Origin of the sequence: Rhodoluna sp. (genome assembly GCF_024639375.1) — a bacterium.
Taxonomy (GTDB): Bacteria; Actinomycetota; Actinomycetes; order Actinomycetales; family Microbacteriaceae; genus Rhodoluna.
On record NZ_JAHEIM010000004.1, the window covers coordinates 83,120 to 106,918 of the forward strand.

24 protein-coding genes, 3 tRNA genes, 1 pseudogene and 1 riboswitch are annotated in these 23,799 nt (G+C 51.5%); of the genes and pseudogenes, 19 read left to right on the top strand and 9 right to left on the bottom strand.

The genetic code is table 11. From position 1 onward, the window contains the following. The first annotated feature begins 19 nt into the window (after positions 1-19). Positions 20-895 carry an alpha/beta hydrolase gene (locus tag Q0L28_RS02500; RefSeq protein ID WP_296631148.1) on the top strand — a complete coding sequence of 292 codons (876 nt, stop codon included), beginning with the start codon at positions 20-22 and terminating at the stop codon, positions 893-895. Here Q0L28_RS02500 and Q0L28_RS02505 read toward each other — a convergent pair. Continuing rightward, positions 892-1,269, bottom strand: a complete 378-nt coding sequence (locus Q0L28_RS02505; RefSeq protein ID WP_296631151.1) for a GNAT family N-acetyltransferase — start codon at positions 1,267-1,269, stop codon at positions 892-894. The genes Q0L28_RS02500 and Q0L28_RS02505 overlap by 4 nt on opposite strands. A gap of 74 nt (positions 1,270-1,343) precedes the next feature. Here Q0L28_RS02505 and Q0L28_RS02510 point away from each other — a divergent pair, with 74 nt between their 5' ends. After that, a complete protein-coding gene (locus Q0L28_RS02510; protein ID WP_296631234.1) occupies positions 1,344-2,147 on the top strand; it encodes a site-specific DNA-methyltransferase in 804 nt (267 codons plus the stop codon). On the opposite strand, the gene Q0L28_RS02515 is transcribed toward Q0L28_RS02510, so the two are convergent. The 3 genes from Q0L28_RS02515 to Q0L28_RS02525 all read right to left on the bottom strand — a co-directional run bounded on the left by Q0L28_RS02515 (position 2,083) and on the right by Q0L28_RS02525 (position 6,497). After that, positions 2,083-3,666: an ABC transporter permease subunit gene (locus Q0L28_RS02515; RefSeq protein ID WP_296631153.1), complete on the bottom strand. Its 1,584-nt coding sequence runs from the start codon at positions 3,664-3,666 to the stop codon at positions 2,083-2,085. The genes Q0L28_RS02510 and Q0L28_RS02515 overlap by 65 nt on opposite strands. A 7-nt stretch (positions 3,667-3,673) precedes the next feature. Continuing rightward, a complete protein-coding gene (locus Q0L28_RS02520; protein WP_296631156.1) occupies positions 3,674-4,663 on the bottom strand; it encodes a thiamine ABC transporter substrate-binding protein in 990 nt (329 codons plus the stop codon). Next, a riboswitch (TPP riboswitch) is annotated at positions 4,657-4,766 on the bottom strand. Its footprint overlaps the gene before it by 7 nt. A 51-nt stretch (positions 4,767-4,817) precedes the next feature. Then, complete coding sequence (locus Q0L28_RS02525; RefSeq protein ID WP_296631158.1) at positions 4,818-6,497, bottom strand: MDR family MFS transporter; 1,680 nt, start codon at positions 6,495-6,497, stop codon at positions 4,818-4,820. A gap of 40 nt (positions 6,498-6,537) precedes the next feature. Here Q0L28_RS02525 and Q0L28_RS02530 point away from each other — a divergent pair, with 40 nt between their 5' ends. Next, on the top strand, positions 6,538-7,344 hold the full coding sequence (locus Q0L28_RS02530; RefSeq protein WP_296631160.1) for a M15 family metallopeptidase: 807 nt from the start codon (positions 6,538-6,540) through the stop codon (positions 7,342-7,344). Here the strand turns inward: Q0L28_RS02530 and pgm are convergent. Beyond that, a complete protein-coding gene (gene pgm, locus Q0L28_RS02535; protein WP_296631162.1) occupies positions 7,341-8,963 on the bottom strand; it encodes a phosphoglucomutase (alpha-D-glucose-1,6-bisphosphate-dependent) in 1,623 nt (540 codons plus the stop codon). The genes Q0L28_RS02530 and pgm overlap by 4 nt on opposite strands. A gap of 29 nt (positions 8,964-8,992) precedes the next feature. Between pgm and pheA the strand changes: the two genes are divergently transcribed. Continuing rightward, a complete protein-coding gene (pheA, locus tag Q0L28_RS02540) occupies positions 8,993-9,940 on the top strand; it encodes a prephenate dehydratase (RefSeq protein WP_296631165.1) in 948 nt (315 codons plus the stop codon). 30 nt (positions 9,941-9,970) lie between these two features. On the opposite strand, the gene Q0L28_RS02545 is transcribed toward pheA, so the two are convergent. Next, positions 9,971-10,936 carry a diacylglycerol kinase family protein gene (locus tag Q0L28_RS02545; RefSeq protein ID WP_296631167.1) on the bottom strand — a complete coding sequence of 322 codons (966 nt, stop codon included), beginning with the start codon at positions 10,934-10,936 and terminating at the stop codon, positions 9,971-9,973. 40 nt (positions 10,937-10,976) lie between these two features. Between Q0L28_RS02545 and serS the strand changes: the two genes are divergently transcribed. The 9 genes and pseudogenes from serS to Q0L28_RS02590 form a co-directional block, all read left to right on the top strand. Beyond that, a complete protein-coding gene (serS, locus tag Q0L28_RS02550) occupies positions 10,977-12,251 on the top strand; it encodes a serine--tRNA ligase (RefSeq protein ID WP_296631169.1) in 1,275 nt (424 codons plus the stop codon). 3 nt (positions 12,252-12,254) lie between these two features. Beyond that, positions 12,255-13,100, top strand: coding sequence for an HAD family hydrolase (locus tag Q0L28_RS02555; protein ID WP_296631172.1), 846 nt, complete (start codon positions 12,255-12,257; stop codon positions 13,098-13,100). Between the two features lie 52 nt (positions 13,101-13,152). Then, positions 13,153-13,241: transfer RNA gene (locus Q0L28_RS02560), tRNA-Ser, on the top strand. A gap of 54 nt (positions 13,242-13,295) precedes the next feature. After that, a complete protein-coding gene (locus Q0L28_RS02565) occupies positions 13,296-14,534 on the top strand; it encodes an LCP family protein (protein WP_296631174.1) in 1,239 nt (412 codons plus the stop codon). Between the two features lie 45 nt (positions 14,535-14,579). Then, positions 14,580-14,674: transfer RNA gene (locus Q0L28_RS02570), tRNA-Ser, on the top strand. 169 nt (positions 14,675-14,843) lie between these two features. After that, a tRNA-Arg gene (locus Q0L28_RS02575) sits at positions 14,844-14,916 on the top strand. A 52-nt stretch (positions 14,917-14,968) separates the two neighbouring features. After that, positions 14,969-15,247 carry a DUF1905 domain-containing protein gene (locus Q0L28_RS02580; RefSeq protein ID WP_296631176.1) on the top strand — a complete coding sequence of 93 codons (279 nt, stop codon included), beginning with the start codon at positions 14,969-14,971 and terminating at the stop codon, positions 15,245-15,247. Between the two features lie 142 nt (positions 15,248-15,389). Beyond that, positions 15,390-15,887, top strand: a complete 498-nt coding sequence (locus Q0L28_RS02585) for a hypothetical protein (protein WP_296631178.1) — start codon at positions 15,390-15,392, stop codon at positions 15,885-15,887. Between the two features lie 46 nt (positions 15,888-15,933). After that, positions 15,934-16,380 (top strand): annotated as a pseudogene (locus tag Q0L28_RS02590) (glutamate dehydrogenase); the annotation flags it as partial. On the opposite strand, the gene Q0L28_RS02595 reads toward Q0L28_RS02590, so the two are convergent. Next, complete coding sequence (locus Q0L28_RS02595; RefSeq protein ID WP_296631181.1) at positions 16,373-17,308, bottom strand: heparan-alpha-glucosaminide N-acetyltransferase domain-containing protein; 936 nt, start codon at positions 17,306-17,308, stop codon at positions 16,373-16,375. The pseudogene Q0L28_RS02590 and the gene Q0L28_RS02595 overlap by 8 nt on opposite strands. A gap of 122 nt (positions 17,309-17,430) precedes the next feature. Here Q0L28_RS02595 and Q0L28_RS02600 point away from each other — a divergent pair, with 122 nt between their 5' ends. Continuing rightward, on the top strand, positions 17,431-17,649 hold the full coding sequence (locus Q0L28_RS02600; RefSeq protein ID WP_296631183.1) for a hypothetical protein: 219 nt from the start codon (positions 17,431-17,433) through the stop codon (positions 17,647-17,649). Here the strand turns inward: Q0L28_RS02600 and Q0L28_RS02605 are convergent. Continuing rightward, a complete protein-coding gene (locus Q0L28_RS02605; RefSeq protein ID WP_296631184.1) occupies positions 17,630-17,875 on the bottom strand; it encodes a thiamine-binding protein in 246 nt (81 codons plus the stop codon). The genes Q0L28_RS02600 and Q0L28_RS02605 overlap by 20 nt on opposite strands. On the opposite strand from Q0L28_RS02605, the gene Q0L28_RS02610 reads away from it, so the two are divergent. The 5 genes from Q0L28_RS02610 (at position 17,874) to Q0L28_RS02625 (ending at position 21,620) form a co-directional block, all read left to right on the top strand. Further along, positions 17,874-18,542 carry an SDR family NAD(P)-dependent oxidoreductase gene (locus tag Q0L28_RS02610; protein ID WP_296631187.1) on the top strand — a complete coding sequence of 223 codons (669 nt, stop codon included), beginning with the start codon at positions 17,874-17,876 and terminating at the stop codon, positions 18,540-18,542. The two genes, Q0L28_RS02605 and Q0L28_RS02610, sit on opposite strands and share 2 nt — an antisense overlap. Before the next feature lie 42 nt (positions 18,543-18,584). Beyond that, the gene (locus Q0L28_RS02615; protein ID WP_296631188.1) at positions 18,585-18,932 is read left to right on the top strand and encodes an iron chaperone; all 348 of its coding nucleotides are present in this window, start codon (positions 18,585-18,587) and stop codon (positions 18,930-18,932) included. 137 nt (positions 18,933-19,069) lie between these two features. Then, the gene (locus Q0L28_RS06615) at positions 19,070-19,207 is read left to right on the top strand and encodes a DUF2256 domain-containing protein (protein ID WP_366843429.1); all 138 of its coding nucleotides are present in this window, start codon (positions 19,070-19,072) and stop codon (positions 19,205-19,207) included. Next, positions 19,207-20,682 carry a cryptochrome/photolyase family protein gene (locus Q0L28_RS02620; protein WP_296631189.1) on the top strand — a complete coding sequence of 492 codons (1,476 nt, stop codon included), beginning with the start codon at positions 19,207-19,209 and terminating at the stop codon, positions 20,680-20,682. The genes Q0L28_RS06615 and Q0L28_RS02620 overlap by 1 nt, the downstream gene beginning before the upstream one ends. Before the next feature lie 80 nt (positions 20,683-20,762). Then, entirely contained in the window at positions 20,763-21,620 is an 858-nt protein-coding gene (locus Q0L28_RS02625; RefSeq protein WP_296631191.1) for a sugar phosphate isomerase/epimerase family protein, read from the top strand. A gap of 17 nt (positions 21,621-21,637) precedes the next feature. Here Q0L28_RS02625 and Q0L28_RS02630 read toward each other — a convergent pair whose 3' ends face one another. After that, a complete protein-coding gene (locus Q0L28_RS02630; protein WP_296631237.1) occupies positions 21,638-23,761 on the bottom strand; it encodes a glycosyltransferase family 2 protein in 2,124 nt (707 codons plus the stop codon). Between the last annotated feature and the right edge of the window lie 38 nt (positions 23,762-23,799).

The window sequence follows — 23,799 nt, forward strand, 5'->3', positions numbered from 1 at the left end:
CAGCCACTAATCTGGGCGTATGACTGCGCTGCCATTAGTTCGAACATTCAAAGATGCCCAAGGCATTGACATCACTTTTTATGAGTGGCCGGTGGCCAATCCAAAGGCTGTTGTGCAAATTGTGCACGGTCTTGGTGATCACGCCATGCGCTACGAGCACGTTGCCAAAGAGCTAAACCGTGCCGGCTATAGCGTTTATGCCGACGACCACCGCGGTCACGGCGAAACCGGATTGCGCATGCAGGCCGAAGGCGACATCAAGAAGCAAGGCAAACTTGGCCCTGGCGGTATGGCTGCTGTGTTCGCTGATGTTCGTCAGCTAAGCCACATTATCGCGGGTGAAAACCCAGAAGAACCATTGGTTTTGCTAGGCCACAGCTGGGGTTCAATGATCTGCCAGCGCATCTTCAATAAATACTCGGATGAGTACGACGGCATGATTTTGAGCGGTTCAACCCTGTTGCTACCGGGTGTGCTGCAGAGCGGTGGCTTCAATAAGCGTTGGGATAAAACCCCAAACAAGTCTGGCCACGAATGGCTAAGCCGCGATCACCAGGTGGGCATCGACTTTGCCAATGACCCGCTGACGTTCCCAGAGACTGCCCTGGAGTCATTCGGAATTACAAACTCGGCCCGCTTGCTCGGTGTTCCAAGCAAACAGGTCGACAGCCATGTGCCAATTCTTTTGGTTGCTGGTTCGGACTGCTCAATCGGCGGCGAAAATGGCAACAAGCTGTTGGCTGACGCTTATGTTCGCGCCGGTGTCGAAGACATCCAAGTGATTATTTATGAAGGCGCACGCCACGAGCCGTTCAATGAACTCAATAAAGATGAGGTAATCGGCGACATCGTTGAATGGCTTGATTCACACGAGGCCATTAACCCGGTCGATTAGTTTTTGTTGAGGCCTAGCTTTTCTGAGGCCTTCTCAACGTTTGGCAAACGGCAAGCCGCCGCAGCCTCTTCAATTGGGTTCAACAGCAGGTCCTGAGTCTCTGGGTGCTTTTCCATGTAGCGCACCACATAAGAACAAACTGGCACAACCTTTGCCTTTGCGGCTGCGCGCACATCATCAAGCGCTTCGCGCATCAAGATTGCAGCCAGGTTCTTGCCCTGATGAGCAGGGTCAACTTCGGTGTGCACAAAGTGAATCTCACCTGGCATCAAGCTGTAGTCGGCATGGCCGGCCTTGGCTCCATCAAGCCAAATCTCGTAGCGGTGCTTTTCGGTGTTGTGAATGACCTTTGGGTTCAGGGTTTCGGTGCTCATGCTGTTAATCTCTTTCTGTGCCGGCAATCGAAAATAAAGTATTCTTCTCAGACAACCTGTCTGTGTTGAATTTTATGCCCGATGAGTCGGTGCAACTCATCTACATCGACCCGCCTTTCAACACCGGCCGCAGGCAGGTGCGTGGCCAAACCACCACCAAGCGCACCGAAACCGGTGGCCGCGTTGGTTTCAAGGGTCAGCGCTATGAAACCATTCGCGAAACCGTGCTGAGCTACGACGACGAGTTCGAAGACTTCTGGGGCTTTTTAGAACCGCGCCTCGAAGAAGCATGGCGATTGCTAAAGCAGAGCGGCACTCTCTATTTGCACCTGGACTACCGCGAGGCGCACTATGCCAAGGTTCTGCTCGATGCGCTGTTTGGCCGCGACTGCTTCTTGAACGAAATTATCTGGGCATATGATTACGGCGGCAAGAGCAAGAAAAATTGGCCTTCAAAGCACGACACAATCTTGGTTTATGTAAAAGATCCGAAACACTATTACTTCAACTCATCCGAAGTTGATCGCGAACCGTATATGGCACCGGGTTTGGTGACACCAGAAAAAGCAGAACTAGGCAAACTGCCTACGGATGTGTGGTGGCACACAATTGTTTCGCCAACCGGAAAAGAGAAAACCGGTTACCCAACACAAAAGCCACTTGGAATTTTGCGTCGCATCATTCAGGCGTCTTCTGCCGAGGGCGATATGGTTTTGGACTTCTTTGCTGGCTCGGGAACAACTGGTGTTGCAGCGGCAACCCTAAATCGCAAATTTATTTTGGTGGATCAAAACCCAGAATCGATCGAAGTAATTAAGCAGCGACTGCACGCAGTGAACGCGGCCTACGACTTACAGCCAGCACCAAAAGCAGAGTAAGCAAGATGAGAATGGCACTTACTGCCATTGCCATTCCATAATTCAAACCGCCTGGGCGAGAGATCAGCGCATACAAAACCGTTGGCAGTGTGGCTTGATCGCCATAGGCCAAGAGCGATGCTGCGCCAAACTCGCCGATTGAAACAATCAAAGAGAAACCCACCGCGGTGAGAATCACGTTGCGAATCATTTTTGATTCAACATATAACCAAATTTGTCCAGCATGGGCTCCAGCATTAGCGGCAGCCTCGCGGTGTTCGTGACCAATCGAAAGCAGCGCCGGATAAATCAGGCGCACAACCAACGGCAATGCCATTAGTGATTGCACGAGCGGCACAACCAACCAGCTTGAACGCAGTGGCAGTGGGCCGTCACCAAAAGTAATTAGGTAGCCGAAACCCAACACCACTGAAGAGATTCCGATTGGTAGCAAAAACAACGCATCCATGCTTCGTTGCAGCAATAGTTGTGCTCGGTTGTTTGAGGTGAGCGACAGCAAGTATGCAATGAGAGTGCCAAAACCAATCGCCAAGCTCGATGACACAACAACGTTGCGCAGGGTGTTCATCGTTGCCTGACCAAGGCTCACGTTGAGAAGTTCACGGGTGCCATGCCCCGCCAAGTTTGCAAAGTTTTCGAAACCATAGCCGTCACCCACCTGCACAGCTCTAATCAAAACCACCGCCAGCGGCAAAGCGATAAGCCCAACCACAACCACGCCGGTCACAGCCAGGGCAGGCCAGTCGCGCCAGTCAACTCGGGGCTTTCGAGCGCCTTCGTGCACCTGCTCGATGCCTATAGCAGCGGGGGCAATCAGCGAACTAACGGTGAAGGCAGCAATCGAAATCAGTGTCTGCAAAATGGCCAGCCCAGCTGCTTTACCCAGATCTAAGAACTGCACAGCGGCCGAACTAATCTCGGTTTCAATCGAATTAACGCTGCCACCGCCCAGCACCAAAACCACACCATAGCTAGTTGAACAAAACAAGAAAGTCAGCGCAGCAGCAGAAACAATCGCAGGCAATAATTGCGGCAATGAAATCTGCATCACGGTTCTAAATCGACCGGCGCCCGCAAGTGCCGCAGCCTCTTCAGTTTCGTTATCCATAGTCGACCAAACACCGCCCACGGTTCGCACCACCAGCGAATAGTTGATAAACACGTGCGCCACAATAATCAGCGCAATTGGTGGCAAGAAATGAAAGTTAGTGAAAGCAATCGCAACAATAATTGTCGGCAATACCAGCGGCACGGTGATTAATCCGCGGATAAATTTTTGCCCGCGAAATGATTTGCGGTAAAGAATGTAGGCGCTTGGCACACCAATGACTATGCAAATCAGAGTTGAAACGGCTGCCTGCCACAGCGTGAACCAAATTGCACTCAGCGTTTGGCGATCAATAACTCCACCGGCAATGTCGGCAACGAATCCGAGGCCAATAATGTTTGCGACGGGCCAATAGAACAGCACCCCGATAAAAATCAGAGGTGCTGTCCATAAAGCCAATCGCTTTAGCATCGAAAAGTTAGTTCTCGCTAAAGATTGCAGACCACTTTTCAAACCACTCTTTGCGGCTCACGTTGACATTAAGTTCGCCACCAACTGGGTTGTCACTTACGGTTGCAAACTTTGCCCATTCTGCTGGCAACTTAACTCCAGCCAACACCGGGTAGACATACATCGAAGTTGGCAGAGTCTTTTGAAAAGACGGAGTCAACATGTAGTCAATGAACTTTGCAGCGCCATCCTTGTTCTTGGCATTCTTGAGCACGCCAGCATATTCGGTTTGACGGTAGCAACCATCCAAGATCGCAGCAGTCTGACTTTGACCATCGGCACGCACTTCGTATGCAGGTGACGATGAGTAGCTCAAAACAATTGGGTAAGCACCCTTGCCGCTCGAGCCAGAGAAGTCAGTGAAGTACGCATCTTCCCAACCGGCAGCAACTTTCACGCCGTTGGCCTTAAGTGCACGCCAGTACTGCTCCCAACCGTTTGCACCAAAACCCGAAACTGTTGCAGCCAAGAATGAAAGGCCGGTTGATGACGTGGTTGGGTTTTCAATCACAGTGAGATTGCGAAAATCTGGCTTGGTCAGGTCTTTGATCGAGGATGGTGCCGGCGTCTCGTTTTTGGCAAACCAAAACTTGTCGTAGTTCATGCAAACATCGCCAAAGTCAATTGCGCGCAAGTCGCCATCAATGATCTTGTTGTCGGTTGCTACACCGGCAAAGGTGTTGTCGATGCCATAAACCAGGTCGCCGATTGGCTGGCTCTTGGTGAGCACAAGCTTGTTGGTCATCGCGCCAGCATCGCCAGCTTTAACCTGCTTCACGGTGATGCCGGTTTCTTTTTTGAATTCGGCTAGCTGTTCCTTGCTGAACACCGCAGAATCGTGAGTCACCACGGTGAGTTCACGGCTGTAGTCAGCAAAGCCGGTGCAACCTGTGAGGGTAATGGCTAAAACAGCGGCTGCGGCAACAGTGGCCGCAATGGTTTTGATTTTGAAATGCATAAAGGCATCCTTCCTACGCTGGCATTACCCAGATCCGGTTTAACGGTCGAAAGCTTTAGCTTTCCTCTCAGCCTGGTTTCACCAAACTCCCGTGCCTTTAAACCATAAAGCAAAAACCCCGCCGAAATCGACGGGGTTTTTGTGTTGAAGCTACTTAGTGAGCCGCAGACTGTGCCGCTTCTTGCATTGCGCTCTTGTCGCGCAATTTTGGTGCCTTGATGAAAATCGCAATAACAACAGCCACTGCAACCACGATTGCAGCGCTCCAGAACACGGTGACTCCAGCGTCAGCAAAACCCATCAAGAATGGGCGAGCAAAACGTGGGTCAAGGTGATTCAAGAAGGATGAGTCGGTGTTTAGCTTTGTAACCAAGTCGCCCATGTTGCCACTCTGCAGTGCCTTTAAGAAGTCGGCGTTGTTTGGGTCAGCCAAAACTGCCTTGTCTTGCAGGGCTGCCTTGATGCCAGCTTGAACATCTGCATTCTTGAATGCTGCTGGAATTGTTTCGGCCAATTGGTTGAACAGAATCGAAATGAATACTGCAACACCAAGCGAGCCACCAATCTGGCGGAAGAAAGTTGCAGATGCGGTTGCAACACCAACTTCAGAAGCAGGCACCGAGCTCTGAACTGCAAGCACCAAAGTCTGCATCAACTGACCAAGACCCATACCCATCAGCACCATGCCAATTGCAGTCTGCCAATATTCAGTGTCCGGGTTGAAGCTGGTTAGCCATAGGTATCCAAAGGCAAGCAAGATTGGGCCAAGAATCATAAAGATCTTGTAGCGACCGGTCTTGCTGGTCACCTGACCAGAGACGATTGTTGCCGTCATCATTCCGGCAACCATTGGCAACATCATGAAACCGGCTTCGGTTGGTGATGCACCCATCACAATCTGAAGTAACAGTGGAACGGTCATCATTCCACCAAACATGCCAACACCGATGATCAAGCCCATGATTGACGCCAATGAGAAAGTCGATGACTTGAACATCTTGAGCGGCAATAGCGCTTCGTCTTTGGCTGCGCGTTCAGCAAAGATGAACCAGATGATTCCAAGAACGCTAAGTGCATAACAAACCACAGATTCGATGCTCCACCAGCCCCAGTCGCGACCGTTCTCTGCAACAAGCAGAAGCGGAACAACTGCAAGTGCGATTGCAACCGCGCCCCACCAGTCAATTCGGTGGTTCTTGGCGGTGTGAGGAACGTGCAAGAAATTAAGCACCATGAACATGGCAACCAAACCAATTGGAAGGTTGATTAGGAAAACCCAGCGCCAGCCATCAACAAACAGAATCTGGTTTGCACCAGCGAAGGCACCACCAAGAACTGGGCCAAGCACAGATGAAGTACCGAACACCGCAAGGAACATTCCCTGGTAGCGAGCACGTTCACGTGGCGGAACGATGTCGGCAAGCACGGTAAGTGCCAAAGTGAATAGACCACCGGCACCAATACCTTGAACCGCGCGCCAAGCCGCAAGCTGCAGCATGTCGGTAGCCGTGCCACAAAGCAACGAACCAACAATGAAGATCGAAATCGCAATGATGAACAAGCGACGGCGACCAAAAATGTCACCGAGCTTTCCATATAGAGGTGTCGAAATTGTTGAAGTGATCAAGTAGGCAGTTGTTACCCAGGCCTGAAGCTCAAGACCCTTTAGGTCATCGGCGATGGTGCGCATTGCAGCACCAACCACGTTCTGATCTAGAGCGGCCAAGAACATGCCAGACATAAGCCCGACTAGAACCAAAAGAATTTGACGGTGAGTCATCTCACCAGATACTGCGGATGCGGCGGCTGCCGCTTTGCGTTCTGCACGCGCCATAAAAGGATTTCTCTCTTTGGGGGGAATTAGGCTAAAACCTATGTCTCAGCCTATGCGAACTAAGTGGAAGTTCTTTCTAACCTCCCTAATCGCCTTGGGTGCACTATTTATTCCGAGTTTGCCCACATTTGCCGAGACTGCAAGCCCATCGCCGAGCCCAACGCCGAGTGCATCCCAAGTTGTGAGCCCGTCACCAAGCCCGTCGGCTTCGCCAACACCAAGCCCAACCGCGAGTGCGCCCCCGGTGATAAACCCAGCACCAGCGTTTGACATTAATAAGGCATCATCCCAAGCGGTGGTGGTCAACAAAATTCGCCCACTCAAACCAATCACCTATAAACCTCGCGACCTCGTTTATTACAACGGAGTAGCGCTGGCCAGGGTCACATCAGATTCGTTGGTGAAGTTGGCCTTTGGCATGAAGAAGGCCGGTGCCGGCACACTTCGACTCAACAGTGGTTATCGTGCCTACAGCACTCAATCATTCATTTATAAAGATCGCGTTGCTCGATTGGGTTTGAAGGCAGGCGAGGCGCTAGCTGCGCGCCCTGGCTATTCAGAACACCAAACCGGATTAGCTGCCGACGTTAGCGCGGTTGGCCAGGGCTGTGTAATTCAGGTTTGCTTCGGCAGCACCAAGGCCGGCAAGTGGATAGCCGCCAACGCATGGCAGTACGGCTTCATTGTGCGCTACCCCAACGGCAAGACGCCAATCACCGGCTATCAATATGAGCCATGGCACTTGCGATTCGTGGGCATTGAAATTGCCACGGATATGCGCGCCAAGAAGATCAGCGTTTTGGAGACCTATTGGGGTCTACCAGCCGCGCCTACTTATTTATATTAACCAAGCACTGAATCAACCAGTGCCTTGGCCTCAACCTGCACTTGCTTTAGGTGTTCTGCACCCTTGAACGATTCACCATAAATCTTGTAGACGTTTTCGGTGCCCGAAGGTCGCGCTGCAAACCATGCCGATTCGGTTTCAACTTTTAAGCCACCAAGTGCTGAGTTGTTGCCGGGTGCGTGAGTAAGAATCGCGGTGATCCTCTCACCAGCAAGTTCACTTGCAGTAACTGCTTCGGCTGACAACTTGCCTAGCTTCGACTTTTGCTCAACAGTTGCCGGCGCATCGATGCGCTCATAAGCGGGCGCACCAAACTTCTTAGTCAAGTCTTCGTAGTGCTGCGAAGGAGTCTTGCCGGTGACTGCAGTTATCTCGCTGGCAAGCAACGCAAGAATCAAACCGTCTTTATCGGTTGACCAAGCTTTGCCATCTAGTCGCAAGAATGATGCTCCCGCAGATTCTTCGCCACCAAAACCAACCGAGCCATCAATCAAGCCCGGCACAAACCACTTAAAGCCAACGGGCACTTCAATCAAACGACGACCCAGTGACGCAACAACTTTGTTGATGATTGATGATGAAACCATGGTCTTGCCCACGGCTGCGTCAGCAGACCATCCGGGGCGATTTTGATATAGGTAGTTGATGCTTGCCGCCAAGAAGTGGTTTGGGTTCATCAAGCCGTGATCGCGAGTGACGATGCCGTGACGGTCAGCGTCGGCGTCGTTGCCAGTTGAAATGTCGAAACGATCGCGACCTTCAATTAGCGAAGCCATTGCGTGTGGTGACGAGCAATCCATGCGAATCTTGCCGTCCCAGTCCAGAGTCATAAAGCCAAACTGAAAATCAACATTTGGGTTTACCACGGTGAGGTTCAAGTTGTAACGCTCGCCAATTGCGCCCCAGTAATCAACCGATGCGCCACCCATTGGGTCGGCACCAATCGAAATAGTTGAGTCGCGAATGGCATTCATGTTGAGCACCTGGTCAAGCTGCGAAATGTAGTTGTCGCGGAAGTGGAACTTTGAAGCCTTAGGTTCGGCACGCTTCACATCGCGAAGGCCGCCCAAAATAATTTCGTTGGCACGCGCGGCGATCCAGTTGGTTGCATCGCTATCGGCTGGGCCACCGTGAGGTGGGTTGTATTTGAAGCCGCCGTCTGTAGGTGGGTTGTGGCTAGGAGTAATCACCAGGCCGTCGGCCATAGTTGGGTCACCAAGTGGCTTGCCCTCGTTGTGATTGATGATTGCCACCGAAACCGCCGGGGTTGGCACGTAGCGATCTTCGGCGTCAACTAAAGTCGGCACGTCGTTGCCAGCCAAAACCTCAAGCGCGCTCTTCTCGGCTGGGCCCGAAAGCCCGTGGGTGTCCTTGCCAACATAAATTGGCCCGTGGATGTTCTCGCGGCGACGGTATTCAACAATCGCCTGAGTGATGGCCAGAATGTGGTCTTCGTTGAACGAGCCCAAAAACGCGTTGCCACGGTGGCCCGAGGTGCCAAAAGTCACCTTTTGTTCGGCCGTGGTTACATCGGGGTGCAGCTCGTAATACGAGGCAACTAATTTGTTGACATCAACTAGATCAGATTGTTGGGCTTTTTGGCCAGCGCGTTCACTCATAGGTTCATTTTGGTCGTTAACCTGTATGTATGTCACCTGCATCTCGTAACGGTTCCGCAAACAAAAAGGTCTATTCATACCTAGGCCCGATTGGCACGTTCACTGAACTTGCCTTGGCTCAGGTTGCCGAGGCCAAGGGCGCCCGCCTCAACGCGGTTGCCCACGTTCAAGAAGCCATCGACGACGTGCTCACCGGCCGTGCCATCCGTGCGGTTATTCCGGTTGAAAACTCAGTTGAGGGCGGCGTTTCAGCTACTTTGGATGCGCTTGCCGCCACCGAGAACATTCGCATCTATGGCGAATATTTGGTTCCGGTGACCTTCGATTTGGTGGCTCGGCCAGGCACTGCCCTTAAAGATGTGCACATTGTTGCCACTCACCCGGTTGCTTACGCTCAGACTCGCAACTGGCTAAACAAGAACTTAAACAAGCACGCACACTTGCCTGCGACTTCAACCGCTGCAGCTGCAGCTGAGTTGCTTGACAACGACAACGCTGATGCTGCGATTGCTGCACCAACAATCACCAATCACTACAAGCTAAAAGTTTTGGCGAAGAACATCGGTGACAACAAGAATGCACAAACTCGCTTCTTGCAAATTGGTTTGGCTGGCAAGCAATCACCGGCTGCAACCGGCAGTGACAAAACTTCGGTGATTGTTGAATTGCCAACCGACCGACCAGGTGCATTGCTTGAAATGCTGGAGCAGTTTGCAACTCGTGGAGTGAATCTTTCGCGTATTGAATCTCGACCAATCGGTGATCGCCTTGGTCGTTACCGTTTCAACATTGATGTTGAAGGTCACGTTAGCGATTCGGCTGTTGCCGAGGCGCTAAAAGGCCTGCACCGCTTTAGCCCAAAGATTATTTACTTGGGTTCATACCCGCGCGCCGATAAAAAGAAGTCTGTGCACGAAGGCAATAACTCAAACGTTGAGTTCAGCGCTGCCGAAGCTTGGTTGAAGTCGCTTAGATAAAACAGTGAATTACAGGCGCACGCGCAAGTTTTAAACGCGCACACTTAGCGCGCGCGGCACTGCGTTGAAATCAACTTTCACAATTTTTCCCAACGGGTCACCATCGAGTTGAATGTCGACTGGCTTTTCTGAAAGCACATGAATGTGCGCACCGCACAAGTTCTCAATCGTTTTCAAGTTAGCCGTCGAGTCCATCCATCGACGACCAAGCGATAGCGGGCGCATCACTTTGTTTTGCCAAGTCACGCGTGACCAAAAATCAATCCAGTTCCAAATTCTGCGCGGGCCAATTGCTGCAACATCGAGCACACCGTCATCCAAACGCGCATCTGGCATTAGCGAAATGTTGCCCGGCAACCAACCGGCATTACCAACCAACAGTGAGTGCAATTTCAGTCTGCGTGGTTCGCGACCATCAACCGAAACCAACAACCGATCAAACTTTGCCGGCAAAGCTTTGATGCCACCTTCGATGTAAGCAATCCAACCAATCTTGCGCTTGAGCGCCGGGTTGGTGTTCTGCATGATTCGTGCATCCAAACCCACGCCTGCTATGCCGGTGAAAAATCGCTGATCAAGTTCGCCATTCGCAAACACTAAGTCGGCACGGCCAACATCCACAGAATATTTTTTGCCAGTCAGGCCAGCGGTCACCGCGCGCTGCACATTGCCCAGTTCAACGCCAAGGTTTCGGGCCAACACATTGCCGGTGCCCGATGGCACAATGCCCATGGTCACATCGGTGCGGCCAGAAATCACCAGCGCTTCGGCAACACCGCGGATAGTGCCGTCACCACCGCTCACCAAAATGTGAGTGGCATTTTGCGCGAGGGCGCGAAGGGTTTGTGGGCCACCGGTTTCGCTGTCGCTGGTGGCTAGCCAAAGGGTTGGCTCCCAACCGCCCGGCAAGGTGATGGCCTCAACGGCGGCAACCAGTTTTTTGCGGTCAACGCGGCCAGGGTAATAGATAACTGCAGCGCGTTGAGTGGAGCTCATGCCTTCAGACTAACCGAGGCCCGCAGGGTAACCTAGAGGGGTGATTGACATCAACCTGCTTCGTGAAAACCCAGACGCCATCAAGGCATCACAGCGCGCCCGCGGTGGCGACGAAGCGTTGGTGCACCAGGCCGTATCGGCCGACGAACTATGGCGCCGCGAGCTTTTGGCCTTCGAGACTCTTCGTGCCGAGCAAAACGCCTCAGCCAAATTGGTTGGCGCAGCCAGCAAAGAAGACCGCCCAGCCCTTATTGAGGCTGGCAAGCTTTTGGCCGACAAGGTAAAGCAGGCCAGCGAGGCTGCCGATGCAGCCAAAACCGCGCTTGATGCCATTGTTTGGCAGATTGAAAACGTAGTTATCGAAGGCGTGCCAACCGGTGGCGAAGAGAACTTCGTAGTGGTTAAAGAAGTAGGCACTAAGCCGAACTTTGATTTCGAGGCTCGCGACCACGTTGCCTTGGGTGAACTCCTAGACATCATCGACATTGAGCGCGGCACCAAAATCTCAGGCTCACGCTTCTACTTCTTGAAGGGCTGGGGTGCTCGCCTCGAACTTGCCATGATGAACATGGCTCTCGACTATGCAGCCAAGAACGACTTCACCGCTTTGATTACTCCAACCCTGGTTCGCCCAGAGGTTATGGCCGGCACCGGTTTCTTGAACCAGCACGCCGACGAAATTTATTACCTACCTGCGGATGACCTTTACCTCACCGGCACCAGCGAAGTTGCGTTGGCTGGTTATCACCGTGACGAAATCATCGATCTTTCAGAAGGCCCACTGCGTTATGCCGGTTGGTCAACTTGCTACCGACGCGAAGCCGGTTCTGCTGGTCGCGACACCCGTGGCATTTTGCGCGTGCACCAATTCAACAAGCTTGAAATGTTTAGCTACATTGACCCGGTCGATAGCGAAGCAGAGCACGCAAAGTTGTTGGCGTTTCAAGAAGCAATGCTTCAGGCTTGCGAATTGCCATACCGAGTTATCGACACCGCAGCTGGCGACTTGGGTTCAAGTGCAGCGCGCAAGTTTGATGCTGAGGCTTGGGTGCCAACTCAAGACCAATACCGCGAACTCACATCAACTTCAAACTGCACAACTTTTCAGGCTCGTCGCCTAAACGTGCGTTTTAGAAATGCCGAAGGCAAGACTCAAACTGCAGCAACTCTTAACGGCACACTTGCAACGACTCGTTGGTTGGTTGCGATTCTTGAGAACCACCAACAGGCCGATGGTTCGGTGCGCATTCCTGAGGCGCTGCGCCCATACCTTGGTGGTCAAGAAGTTATTTCACCAAAGGTCAGTGCCAAATAAAACATGAGCATTGCAACGGGTGACGATCGCTGGCTAATTGGCATCGACATTGACGGCACCTTGGTGCACGACGATGGCTACCTTTCACCAAATGTTGTTGAGCAAGTTGAACGCGTTCGATCACTCGGTCACGAAGTAATTGTTGCCACCGGCCGCAGCGCATCAAACGCAATTCCAGTGATTCGCGATGTTGGCATTCAACACGGATTCAGCGTTTGCTCAAACGGTGCCGTCACCATCGAAGTTGATGACACTCACGAACGCGGCTTTCGCACTCACGAGGTAATTTCGTTTGACCCATCCCCGGTGCTTGGTCAACTAATCGAGAAACTGCCCAAGGCTCACTTTGCCGTTGAAGACCTCGATGGTTCTTATCGGTTTCACCGCCCGTTTCCCGATTACGCATTAGGCGATCAGAATCACGAAACTCCCCTGCAAGAGTTGATGAACCACCCGGTTAGCCGCGTTGTGGTTTTGTCGCCTGAGCATGACGTTGATGAATTCCTCGGATTGATCTCGGGCATCGGGTTGCACTCGGTCTCTTATGCCATTGGCTACACCGCTTGGCTCGACATTTCGCCTAAAGGCATAAGTAAGGCATCGGCACTCGAGAAGCAACGCACCGAGCTAGGCATTCGTGCCGACCAGGTAATCACCATTGGTGACGGCCGCAACGACATTCAAATGTTTGAGTGGGCACGAGCTGGCGGCGGGCTTTCATTTGCAATGGGCCAGGCCCCGGATGACGTAAAAGAGTATGCAACCGCGGTGACCGCAGCCGTTGAGGAAGATGGCGTGGCCCAAGTTCTTCAAGGTTTTGAAGGAATTCTGTTCACCCGAGAGGGCTAACTTCGGCTTCGGGTGGCGCTTTCAGCCCCCGTCGGCTAAACTGTCAAGGCGCGGAAGCGTGCCGGAGCGGCCGAACGGAACAGTCTTGAAAACTGTCGTCGTTAATAGCGACCGTGGGTTCAAATCCCACCGCTTCCTCCATACAGAAAAGACCCAGACAACTCTGGGTCTTTTCTGCTTAAACTAGAAATTCATATGACTGACATCAACTCCCCTAAACCAGCAAAGACCCCAGCAGCTCCAAAGGGCTTTGCACGCCACGGTCGCATCAAGGTGCAATCGAAGGCCAGCGCGATCTGGGGCTTGTTGTTCAAAGGCCTCGGATTAGTTCTTGGCGCCACATTGGCAATCACCGGAATTTCAATTTGGGAATTCAGCAGCACAGTGAAAGCTAACGAGATTGTTATCGCGGGCGCTGAGGCTGCCGACATTAACGGCCCAATCAATATGCTGCTCGTTGGCAGCGACACCCGCGCCGGAATGGGAACCGCCTACGGCAGCGAAACATCAACTCTTGCCGACGTAATTATTCTTTTGCACGTTTCAGCCGATCGCAAAAATGCGGTTGCACTAAGTTTTCCTCGTGACTTGATGGTGCCTTGGCCTGCGTGCCCAAGCACGTCAAACCCACCGGGCCCGGGCTACTACGCACAATCACTCGGTCAAATTAACGCCACCATTGCAAACGGTGGCCCCGGATGCACCCTGCTCACCGTGGAGCAACTAACCGGCGTGAAGATTCCTTATCTTGCGATGATCAACTTCAAGGGCGTTATCGAAATGTCTAACGCTATCGGTGGTGTTGACGTTTGTGTTGCCGAAGAAATCAACGACGAATACACACAGACATATTTGAAGCCAGGCAAATACACCTTGCAAGGCAAAGCAGCACTTCAGTTCTTGCGCACCCGTCACGGTGTTGGCGACGGCTCAGACCTTGCCCGAATTAGCAACCAGCAAACTTTCTTGACTTCACTAGTTCGCAAAGTGAAGAGCCAGGGTGTTCTCACCAACCCGGTTTACTTGTATTCACTCGCAACAGCAGCAGCGCGCAACATGCAACTAAGCCAGAGCCTCAACGATGTTGGTGTGATGGTTGGTATTGCCAGTGCCTTGAAGAATGTTGATCTAAACAAAATCACCTTCTTGCAGGTTCCTAGTCGCGGTGGATTGCCGGCACCATACAGTGGCCGAGTAATGCCGATTTATGAACAAGCCAATGTGTTGTTTAGCAAGATTGCTAACGATGAGCCATTGATTATTGCCAAGGCAAACACTGGCGCAGGTGCAGTTATCGATGCCTCTGGCAGCCCAAGCCCGTCGCCGAGTGCAAGCTCGAGCGCGGCGGCATCCCCAGCGCCTTCGGCAAGTTCTGATGTTTTGCCTGACTGGGCCCGCGGCACCAACGGTGCCACCACCACCTGTTCTGGCTAACCGTTTGGGTTCGTGCGGGTCTTCGGCTAAACTGGCAAAGTTCGTGGAGACGTCGCATAGCCCGGTCGAGTGCGCCTCACTGCTAATGAGGTAAGGGTTTTAAAAGCCCTTCGGAGGTTCAAATCCTCTCGTCTCCGCCACGAACACCCCTAGACCGCAGGCAGCAGAGCGTATAAGATAGGGAAGTTGTCTAAAAGCAACACCAACTAAAAAGCACGAAGACGAATCAGCGTTTGTCTGAAATCCTTCAGATTTCAGCAAATCGCTCGTCGGAACTGATTGAAAGCAAGCTTTCATCAATTCCTCCTCGCGTTTGTAGCTCAACGGATAGAGCATCTGACTACGGATCAGAAGGTTGGGGGTTCGAGTCCCTCCAAGCGCACTAAAACCCGGTTTCTTCTCACGAGAGCCGGGTTTTTTCTTTAGGGGTATGCATGATCAAGCTGATTGAAAATCAAATCTTGACTTTGCAGCACACGCCGGGTTTAGGTGCCTGGACATATCACCTTCGCATTCCAGGAACCAAGGATTTGGATAGCCGTTGGGGATTCTTGAAGGTCTCTGGAGCTATTGACGGTCACGAGATCAAAAACATAAATCTTGCTCCGCAAAAGGGTGAGGACAAGTTGATTTCAATCAACAAATCGATCAGAGACGCAATTGGTAAAACCGGCGGCGATGAAGTGACAGTTACGCTTTACCTTCACGACTGACTGGGTATTCAAAGAACAGTTCTACGGGGGAACAATGCAAAAAATTAAAACTACGGGCGCAATCGCTTTGTTTTTAGCGCTCGTAACTGCCTGCAGTTCGCCAGCAGCCACCCAGCCCAGGCCTTCGCCCACATTTGCCGAATTGAATCCATCGCAGGCGACTGAAGAATTTATAAAAATCGCTGATGCAAGTTGCAACAAAGCCCAAGTGGTTGGAGTCGTTGAAAAATCAATTGATCCAAACGGTTTCACCTTGGTGATGGTTCCAAAAGATCAAGCGTACAAAGATTTCAGCGCCGCTTATTTCGAACCCAATAACACCTATGAACTAATTTGGGAAGCCGATGCCTTGAGTGCTTGCTCGGCATCGATTAGTTTTTCTTTGGCTAAAGAGGCGGGCGTAAAGAGTGACATCGTCGTGAACTACCACTCCAGCGATGGCTCTTTCGAGACGACCCAGGATCTAGGCGAATATGGCACTAGTCACATTCGATACACAGTAGACGCCGGATTGTTAAGTGCCACAGAGACTTTGGATTCGGATAACGCAGACGAGCGCAGCATTAAGTACGGAAACTTGTCCGATGGCGACTGGAGAATCCTAAAAACAGCTGTAGATGCTTTCTTGACAGATCAATAAAGCCACGAGAGCCGAGTTTTTCTTCGCCCGGACCCCACTCCGCCCAAACGCAAGCTATCGCCGAGGTGGAAACATTTGGGAAATCGAAACTCAACTTGCCGTTCCTGGCGCGACTCAAAACGAACCCACTGGAGCCGACGCTTTGCAACTAATCAAGAACGGTGTGGTTGCTGTTGCTCAAGGTGCGAACATGCCTTCTACTGAAGAAGCTGTCACTCACTTTCATGATGCTGACGTTGCATTTGGCCCAGGTAAAGCGGCCAATGCCGTCGGTGGGGCAACAACTGCACTCGAAATGCAGCAGAACGCAAGCTGTGATTCTTGGACATTCGAATACACCTAGGCTCGCCTGTCTGCAATCATGAGCAACATTCACGACGTATGCCTTGAAACTGCGGATAAATACGGCGTGCCCGGCAACTATGTGGTTGGCGCAAACATCACTGGTTTCGAAAGAGTTACCAAGGCCATGATGGCAATGGGTGTTATCTAGTTTTTGACTGGCGGCGTTTATTGATGCGCCAGGCAACAAGCGACATGAAGCTGAGAATCACGACGAGTTGAAAAACAGCCAGCCAACTTGATGCCTCGGCATACCACCAGGTGATTGGTGGCATCACAAAGATGCCAAGCACAACCAGGTGCACAAGGTAAAGCGCGAGTGCATTTTGCCCCCACCAGCTCAGCAGCCCAGCATGCTTTTGGCTATTTCGCGAGAGCAGGTCGGCAATCAAAAACGCAACAGCGCTGATTGCCAAGGTGATCAAAATAAAGCTGAGCGATACGCGGTGCTTGCTCACGGGGATGAGCACCAAGGAAATACCCGCGGCAACAATCAAGCTGGCGCAGCAAATCAAATAAGGAATCAACCCCTTGCGCCAGATGTCACCCACTGCTGTCGATAGCACCAGCAACCCACCCCACGAAATCGCTCCAAAGAACCCGCCGTGCACCGACTGCAACACGGTCGAAAGTAAGGATGTGTCGAGAACAAACTGGTAACCGCTAAGAATTAAAACTCCGGATGCGAACCGCACCCAGGTTGGAGTGCGAATAAACAGTAGGCAAATCAAACCGGCTACACCGATTGATTGCAGCACTCCCCAATCCGTAGGTTGTCCAACCATGTTTGCGGCACCTGCGATGACAGCACCAATGCCAATGAACGCTAGGTAGCGCAAGACAAAGTGGCGATATGCGACCATGGTTCCGTCAGGCATGCGTCTTCTAAACGATGGTGCGTAATTCAAACCAATTACAAACACGAACGCAGATGCAACAGTGTCGGCAATCGTCAAACCAAGATCTGGTGCGTGCTTGAGAAATGACGGCACAAATTGGATTCCGGCGATGTAGTCACCAACGACCATGAAGATGACTAGTGCACCGCGGAGTCGGTCGATGGTTAGGTTGCGATTCATTAGCGAACTATCGAGCAAAGGGTTACCGACTTTCTTCGATAGCGGTCTGCGTTGCAAGGCAACAACTGCATACTACGCTGGCAGAAGCGCTCTATTGCAGAAGACGCCACCTAAGGAGCATCATGAAGCCACCATCAATCCACGTCCGCGCTTTCCTCACCTGGCTGGCAATTTTTCCTTTGGTGACAATCGCGTTCTATACCGTTGTGCCAATGATGGGCTCAGCTTTGCCGGTGCTTAAGGTTTTGGTGCTCACAATTCTTGTTGTGCCGACTGCTGTTTATCTAGTGGTGCCCAACTTGATGAAGGTTTACTTCAAGCTCACAAGTAAAAAGAACTAGGCGTTTTTAGTGCCTTCTCTAGGCGCTCGAGTATGCCGTAAAGTTCTCCAACAAATCCATGGCGAATGTCCGCTTTGAGCACGAGCGAAACACGTGGGCTCACTGCTGCAACAGCTTCGATGGCTCGCTTTACAACGTCGAACACCTCATCCCAGTCGCCTTCAATAGTGGTGAACATTGCATCGGTGCGGAATAAATCATTGTCTAGGGGGCTTGGTCTACACATGGATTACAGCGGAAAAACAATTCTTGTAGTTGGGGCATCTGGGGTTTTAGGTGGGGCCTTAACCGAGAGGTTTGCTAGCCAGGGCGCCATGGTTTTGGGCACCGCAAGTAGTCAAGAATCTTCATCTCGCATGGGCATTTCTGTGCACTCAAAGTTTGTTGTTGATCTTGAGTCGGTGCAGAGCATTCAACAATTTTGCGAACTACTGAATGCGCAACAACTGGATGGAATAGTGCTGGCTTCGGGGAGAGTGGGCTTTGCAAATCTAGATTCCACGAGTGCAGAGCAAGCACAGCGACTCATGCAAATAAACCATCTGGGGCTGACTCAACTTGTCAGCGCACTCAAGGCAAAGCTAAATGAAGGCGCTTTTGTGGCTGCGCTAACCGGGGTTGTCGCCGAGAGATCATTCCCGGGGATGGCAGCTTATTGTGCATCGAAGGCTGCGCTTTCGGCTTGGCTTTCATCAGCTCGCTTCGAATTGAAAAAACAAGGCGTTGCAACCATTGAACTAAGACCAGGCCACACCGAAACAGGGCTAGCCACAAGGCCACTCTTTGGCGTTGCTCCTCAGATGGGCGCAGGCATGCAAGCAAGTCATGTGGTCGATCGCATTATGGCTGCCGTTGAGGCAAGAACACAGCTCGTGGCAAGCACAGACTTTTAAACCTGGTCACGCAAATCGAGTAAATCCCTCTAAACTTTCTGCATGTCAGAAGCAGAAGTCACCGCCTATATAGAGGCACAGCCCGAGCCAAAGCGCTCAACTCTGCTTGCAGTGCGCGCAAGCATTCTTGCAATCGAACCAAAGTTCGAGCAGGTAATCGCATGGAATTCGCCGCAGTTCAAGATCAACGGCAAATATGCTGTTGGCTTGTGTGCCTTCAAGAACCACTTGACCTTTTCGCCGCAAAGCGCTGAGGTTATGGCTGCTCACGAAAAAGAGTTGGCCGATTACGTCACCTCGAAAAGCTCTTTTCAATTTGCTGTGGATAAGCCACTGCCGAAAGCCCTATTGACCAAGTTGATCAAGGCGCGACTCAAAGAAATTAGCTAGTTGCCAGTGAGCAATTTGTAGGCAGAAATAACGATTAGCAAAATTGCGAGCACGAGCAGGCCTTGAGCCATCGCTTTGGTGGGTTTGCGCTTAGGAAGCTTCATTCTCTAAGCCTAAACGGCAACTATCGTTGACTCATGGCGCCAGTGGCTAAAACTAAGAACGGGTTTGAACCCAAGGTCTGTGAGCGCTGCGGGTTGCCCTTTGAATGGCGCAAAAAGTGGGCTCGTGACTGGGCGAACGTAAAGTTCTGCTCTAAGAAATGTAAGGGCTAATGCACGAGCGCATTCTCTATGTGGCTCATGACCACCTAAATTTCGAACGCGGTGTTCTAAAAGACGCCAACCCTGCTACGGATGTTGTGGTTTTGGTTGAAAGTGCGCGAATGACCCAAGGTCGCCCATGGCACAAAGAGCGACTTTTCTTTTTGCTCAGCTCGGCGAAACACTTTGCAAAGATGCTAACCAATCAAGGTTTCGCAGTTCGCTACATCCAAGCCGCCACAACCATCGACGGGCTGCTCGCGGCACGGGCTGAATTTGGTGATCTACCAATCCAAAGCGCCGAACCATCATCATTTAGGCAATTTGCCCAACTGCAGCAATTCGGAGTGAAATTTGTCGAAAACGATTTCTTCTTAACCTCGCGTAATCATTTTTTGATGTGGGCAGAAAAGCAAAAGTCATTTGTGATGGAAAACTTCTATCGAGCTCAAAGAACTCGGTTGAACATTTTGATGACGGATGGTGAACCCGAAGGCGGTCGCTGGAATTACGACGCCGAGAACCGTCTTCCACCGCCAAAGAATTATGAGTGGCCGGCTTATCTTGAACATTCGCGCGATGAAATCGACATGCAGGTTGCAAAGCAACTTGATTGCTCACCGACGGCTACTTGGGCTACAACTCGCCAAGGCGGGCTTTTGCAGTTGCAAAACTTTATCGAAAATCATCTGCACGCTTTTGGCCCCTACGAAGATGCAATTGCTGCGGATAACTGGGCATTGCACCACTCACTGTTGAGTCCTTACTTAAACAACGGCTTGTTGCATGCAGAAGAAGTAGTGAACGCAGCAATCGATGCATACAAAAATGGCAAAGCGCCGATTGAGTCAGTTGAAGCATTTGTGCGACAAATAATTGGCTGGCGCGAATACATCAACGGCATGTATTGGTTCTTGGGCGAGGACTACCGAAACCACAATCAGCTTCACGCAGAACGCAAGTTGTTGCCACTGTTTACCGACTCCTCGAAAACCAAAATGAAGTGTGTGCGATCGGTAGTGAGTGACATCGAGAAACGATCGTGGACTCACCACATTCCAAGACTCATGGTGTTGAGTAACCTGGCTCTCACCACCGGCACAAACCCGCAAGAGTTTCTAACTTGGATGCGCGAACAATTCATTGATTCCTCGGATTGGGTGATGGTGCCAAACGTGATTGGCATGGCTGTGCACGCTGATGGCGGAATCTTGATGACCAAACCATACGCATCTGGCGGGGCTTATCTGAACCGAATGACGCAGCACTGCAAGTCTTGCAACTACGACCCCAAACTGCGTGTGGGTGAAAACGCTTGCCCGTTCACCACTCTCTATTGGGATTTCTTGGATCGCCACAAGGACCGTTTCGTGAAAAATCACCGCATGAGCCAACAGGTGAATGGGCTAAAACGATTGACCGACCTGCCAGAGCTCAAACTTAGAGCGCAGCAGGTATTGTCGGGTCTCGACGCAGGCACCATCTAGCCAATCCTCAAATTGTTGGAGCGCTCCAAAAAATCCAGTATCTTTGTCTAAACCTCATTGATGACAAAGGAGTCACCCGCGTGAGCTCACCAAAATTCATTGCCACCTGCTGGACCAGCTCAGGCAACGCAGCGCCGCTAGAGGCATCCGAAGTTAGCCCGCATTCAGCATTCGAGCGCCTGGATGCGATTGCTGCCACCGGCTGGAGTGGTTTTGGTTTTGCCGCCCCAGACTTACTAGAAATTGAGAAAACCGTTGGGTTTGAGGCCGTTTACGAACGTGCCCAAGAATTAGGCCTGCACCACATTGAAGTTGAACTGGCCACCAACTGGTGGTTGCCCGAAGAATCTGGATGGCACGAAACCTGGCAGTTGCTAATGCGAGCCGCCACCCAGATGCACGCGAAGATGATCAAAATTGGCTCCGCATTTGGTGACCCTGTGGATGACTTCAGCCACATGGTCAAGCCATTCCGCCGTTTGGCAGAAGAGGCAGCCGGGATTGGTGCCGTTGTTGCGCTGGAGCCCCTACCGTTTGCGCTGATTGGTTCAATGCCTCAGGGTGCAGACCTGTGTGCCGAGGTAAACCACCCGGGGGCCGGCTTGCTTGTGGATTACTGGCACGTATTTCGCGCAAACACTTCGCTTGAAGAATTAGAGAAGCGGGTGCCGGTTGAAAAAATATTCGGCATCGAACTTGATGATGCAGTTAATGAAATTGTTGGCACACTCTTTGAAGACACTCGCGACAATCGCACTTTGCTTGGCGAGGGTGATCAAGATGTTGTTGGTTTCATCAAAACAATTCAGCGCATGGGGTACACCGGTGACTGGGGTGTTGAGATGCTTTCAAAGGAACACCGCGCAAAGCCGTTGCGTCAAGGTTTGCAGGACGCAATTGACTCTGCAAAAAAGGTGTTTGAACTAGCGTCTCACTAGTTTTTGCAAATCAAAAGTTAGATACCAAATTCAAGAATGGATTTGCGCACCGGCACCATTGCCAAGGTCGTGTAATCGGCTAGCCAGCCTTCGGTCTGCCAAGTCATAATTCCACCCACACGACTGAGGTTGTCTTTGTATTCGCTAATGCCGCGAACCTCAAGCACGCCAATTGCAGAACGCTCATTGTTTAACTTCAGAACGACATCGAGCTCATCGCCAATTTGGAATGCCGGGTTGCTAATTGCAAACGCGGCACCACCGATTGACAAGTTGATGCAAATTGCTGTTGCCTCGCCGACTTTAGCGGCTAGCTCAACTGGAACACGTGGTGCACGACGAGCCCAGAACTGATTGCGTGCCGTGTGTGGTTCAACCACGTAACACTGTTCGATTGCGATCTCACGCGACTCGTTGTTTTTCCATTCGACTTTTCCACCAACGCGCACCATGGTGCCAGATTTGGTGAACGGGCCAACATTCTTAATTGCAAGGGTGCCGTGGGCAACCTTGTGCTCGCCTTCTATCGAACGGCAGTTAATTGAAATTTTCATCGACTTATTTTTTGGCAATGCCTGTTTTGGAATTACAAATGCAGCGCCAGCCTGGTGCATGTCGATGCACTTTGCGCCGTGGCCATCCGCGGATGCAGTTAAGTCAACTGGGAATCGCCAAAGGTGTCGCATCTGACGGCGACGAAAACTCTTGACTGCCAAGTTGCCCAAAATAAATGTCTCTAAGAGGGCAAAGCCCGTTGCAATATAAAGTGCATTTGGGTCTACCGGCGGAACCCATGACCAGCCCCATAGGTCGAATGCCCCAATGCTTGACCAGCGATAAATCAGGCCAATCACTGTGACTAAACCAATGGCAATTGGCAGGCGCAGCAACTTAATTGCGCGCCAACCGCCAAGGTCCACCTCATTTTTTGGAGTCACAGCAAAGTGCAACGGTTTTTTGGTGAACAGGCTAGGCATGGCTTTATAAAAGGCCTCAAGCGCAATCATGTTGTTGCGAACACCTTCAAAAGGCTGGGTGCTACCGCGCTCAAGCGCCGCGACTGCAAGCAATGAAAAGGCAACCCAGGCTCCCCAGAAAGCCAAATACCAAACGCCGGCATAGCCAACCGGAATCACACCGAGAAACAGCACTGACCAAACTGAAATTGCAAATGCCGCACGCTGGATAGGTGTGACGTAATAGATCAGACCGCCAAAATACGAAATGCGTTCGCGCAGCGGAAGCTTCCGACTCCAGCCCAACCGATAACCTTTGCGGTAACTAGCCAACGTGCCCTGGGCCCAACGAAAACGTTGCACGATGTATGCCTCAAGATTGTCTGGCGCGAGACCTTGCACAATGTGTTCGTTGTGATAGCGCATTTCATAACCGGCAATTCGCAAGCGCAGAGTTGTTTCAAAATCTTCTGTGGATGTGTATGTGGCCATACCGCCGATTTCAACCAGAGCACTGCGGCGAAGCAAACCGGCAGAGCCACACCAAAAAACTGACTTCACGCGATTGCGGCCTGGCAACAAAACATCGAAGAAAAGTGACTGCTCGTGACGGCCCTGTGAATCATGCATGACCGAGTTGTGATTTCTAAACGAGTGAGCCGTTTGAACCAATGCAACCTTTAGGTCGGCAAAATAGCCGCTAGTAGCTTCTAGAAAATCGGGTGATGGAACGTGATCGGCGTCGAGAACCAATACCAATTCGCCGGTGAGCTTTGGCAACACGGCATTGATGTTGCCCGCCTTGGCGTGCTTGTTGTCGTCGCGCACCTGGTATTTGATGCCATAACGCTTGGCCAGTTTTTTATACTCTGGATTACGACCGTCATCGCACAACCATATAGTGGTATTGCCTCTGATCTTGAGCGCACCAATGATGGTTGGCTCAACAATTTCAATGTCTTCGTTGTAAACGGTTATCAAGATGTCTACCGGAACATCTAGCTGACGAAGTCTTGGGGTTGGCTTGATCTCCCAGGCATCCCAAACCAAAATCAAAAAAGTCAAAAAACCAAATAGCTCTGCCGAAAACAGCAACCAGAAGAATGGTGGGTTGGCGCCGGGTTGAGTCACCACAAGGCGAAATGTGAAGTAGGCAAGACCACCCAGTATGCCCAGAACGGACATCACTTTGATAAGAATTGGGCGACTTTGAAACCAAGATC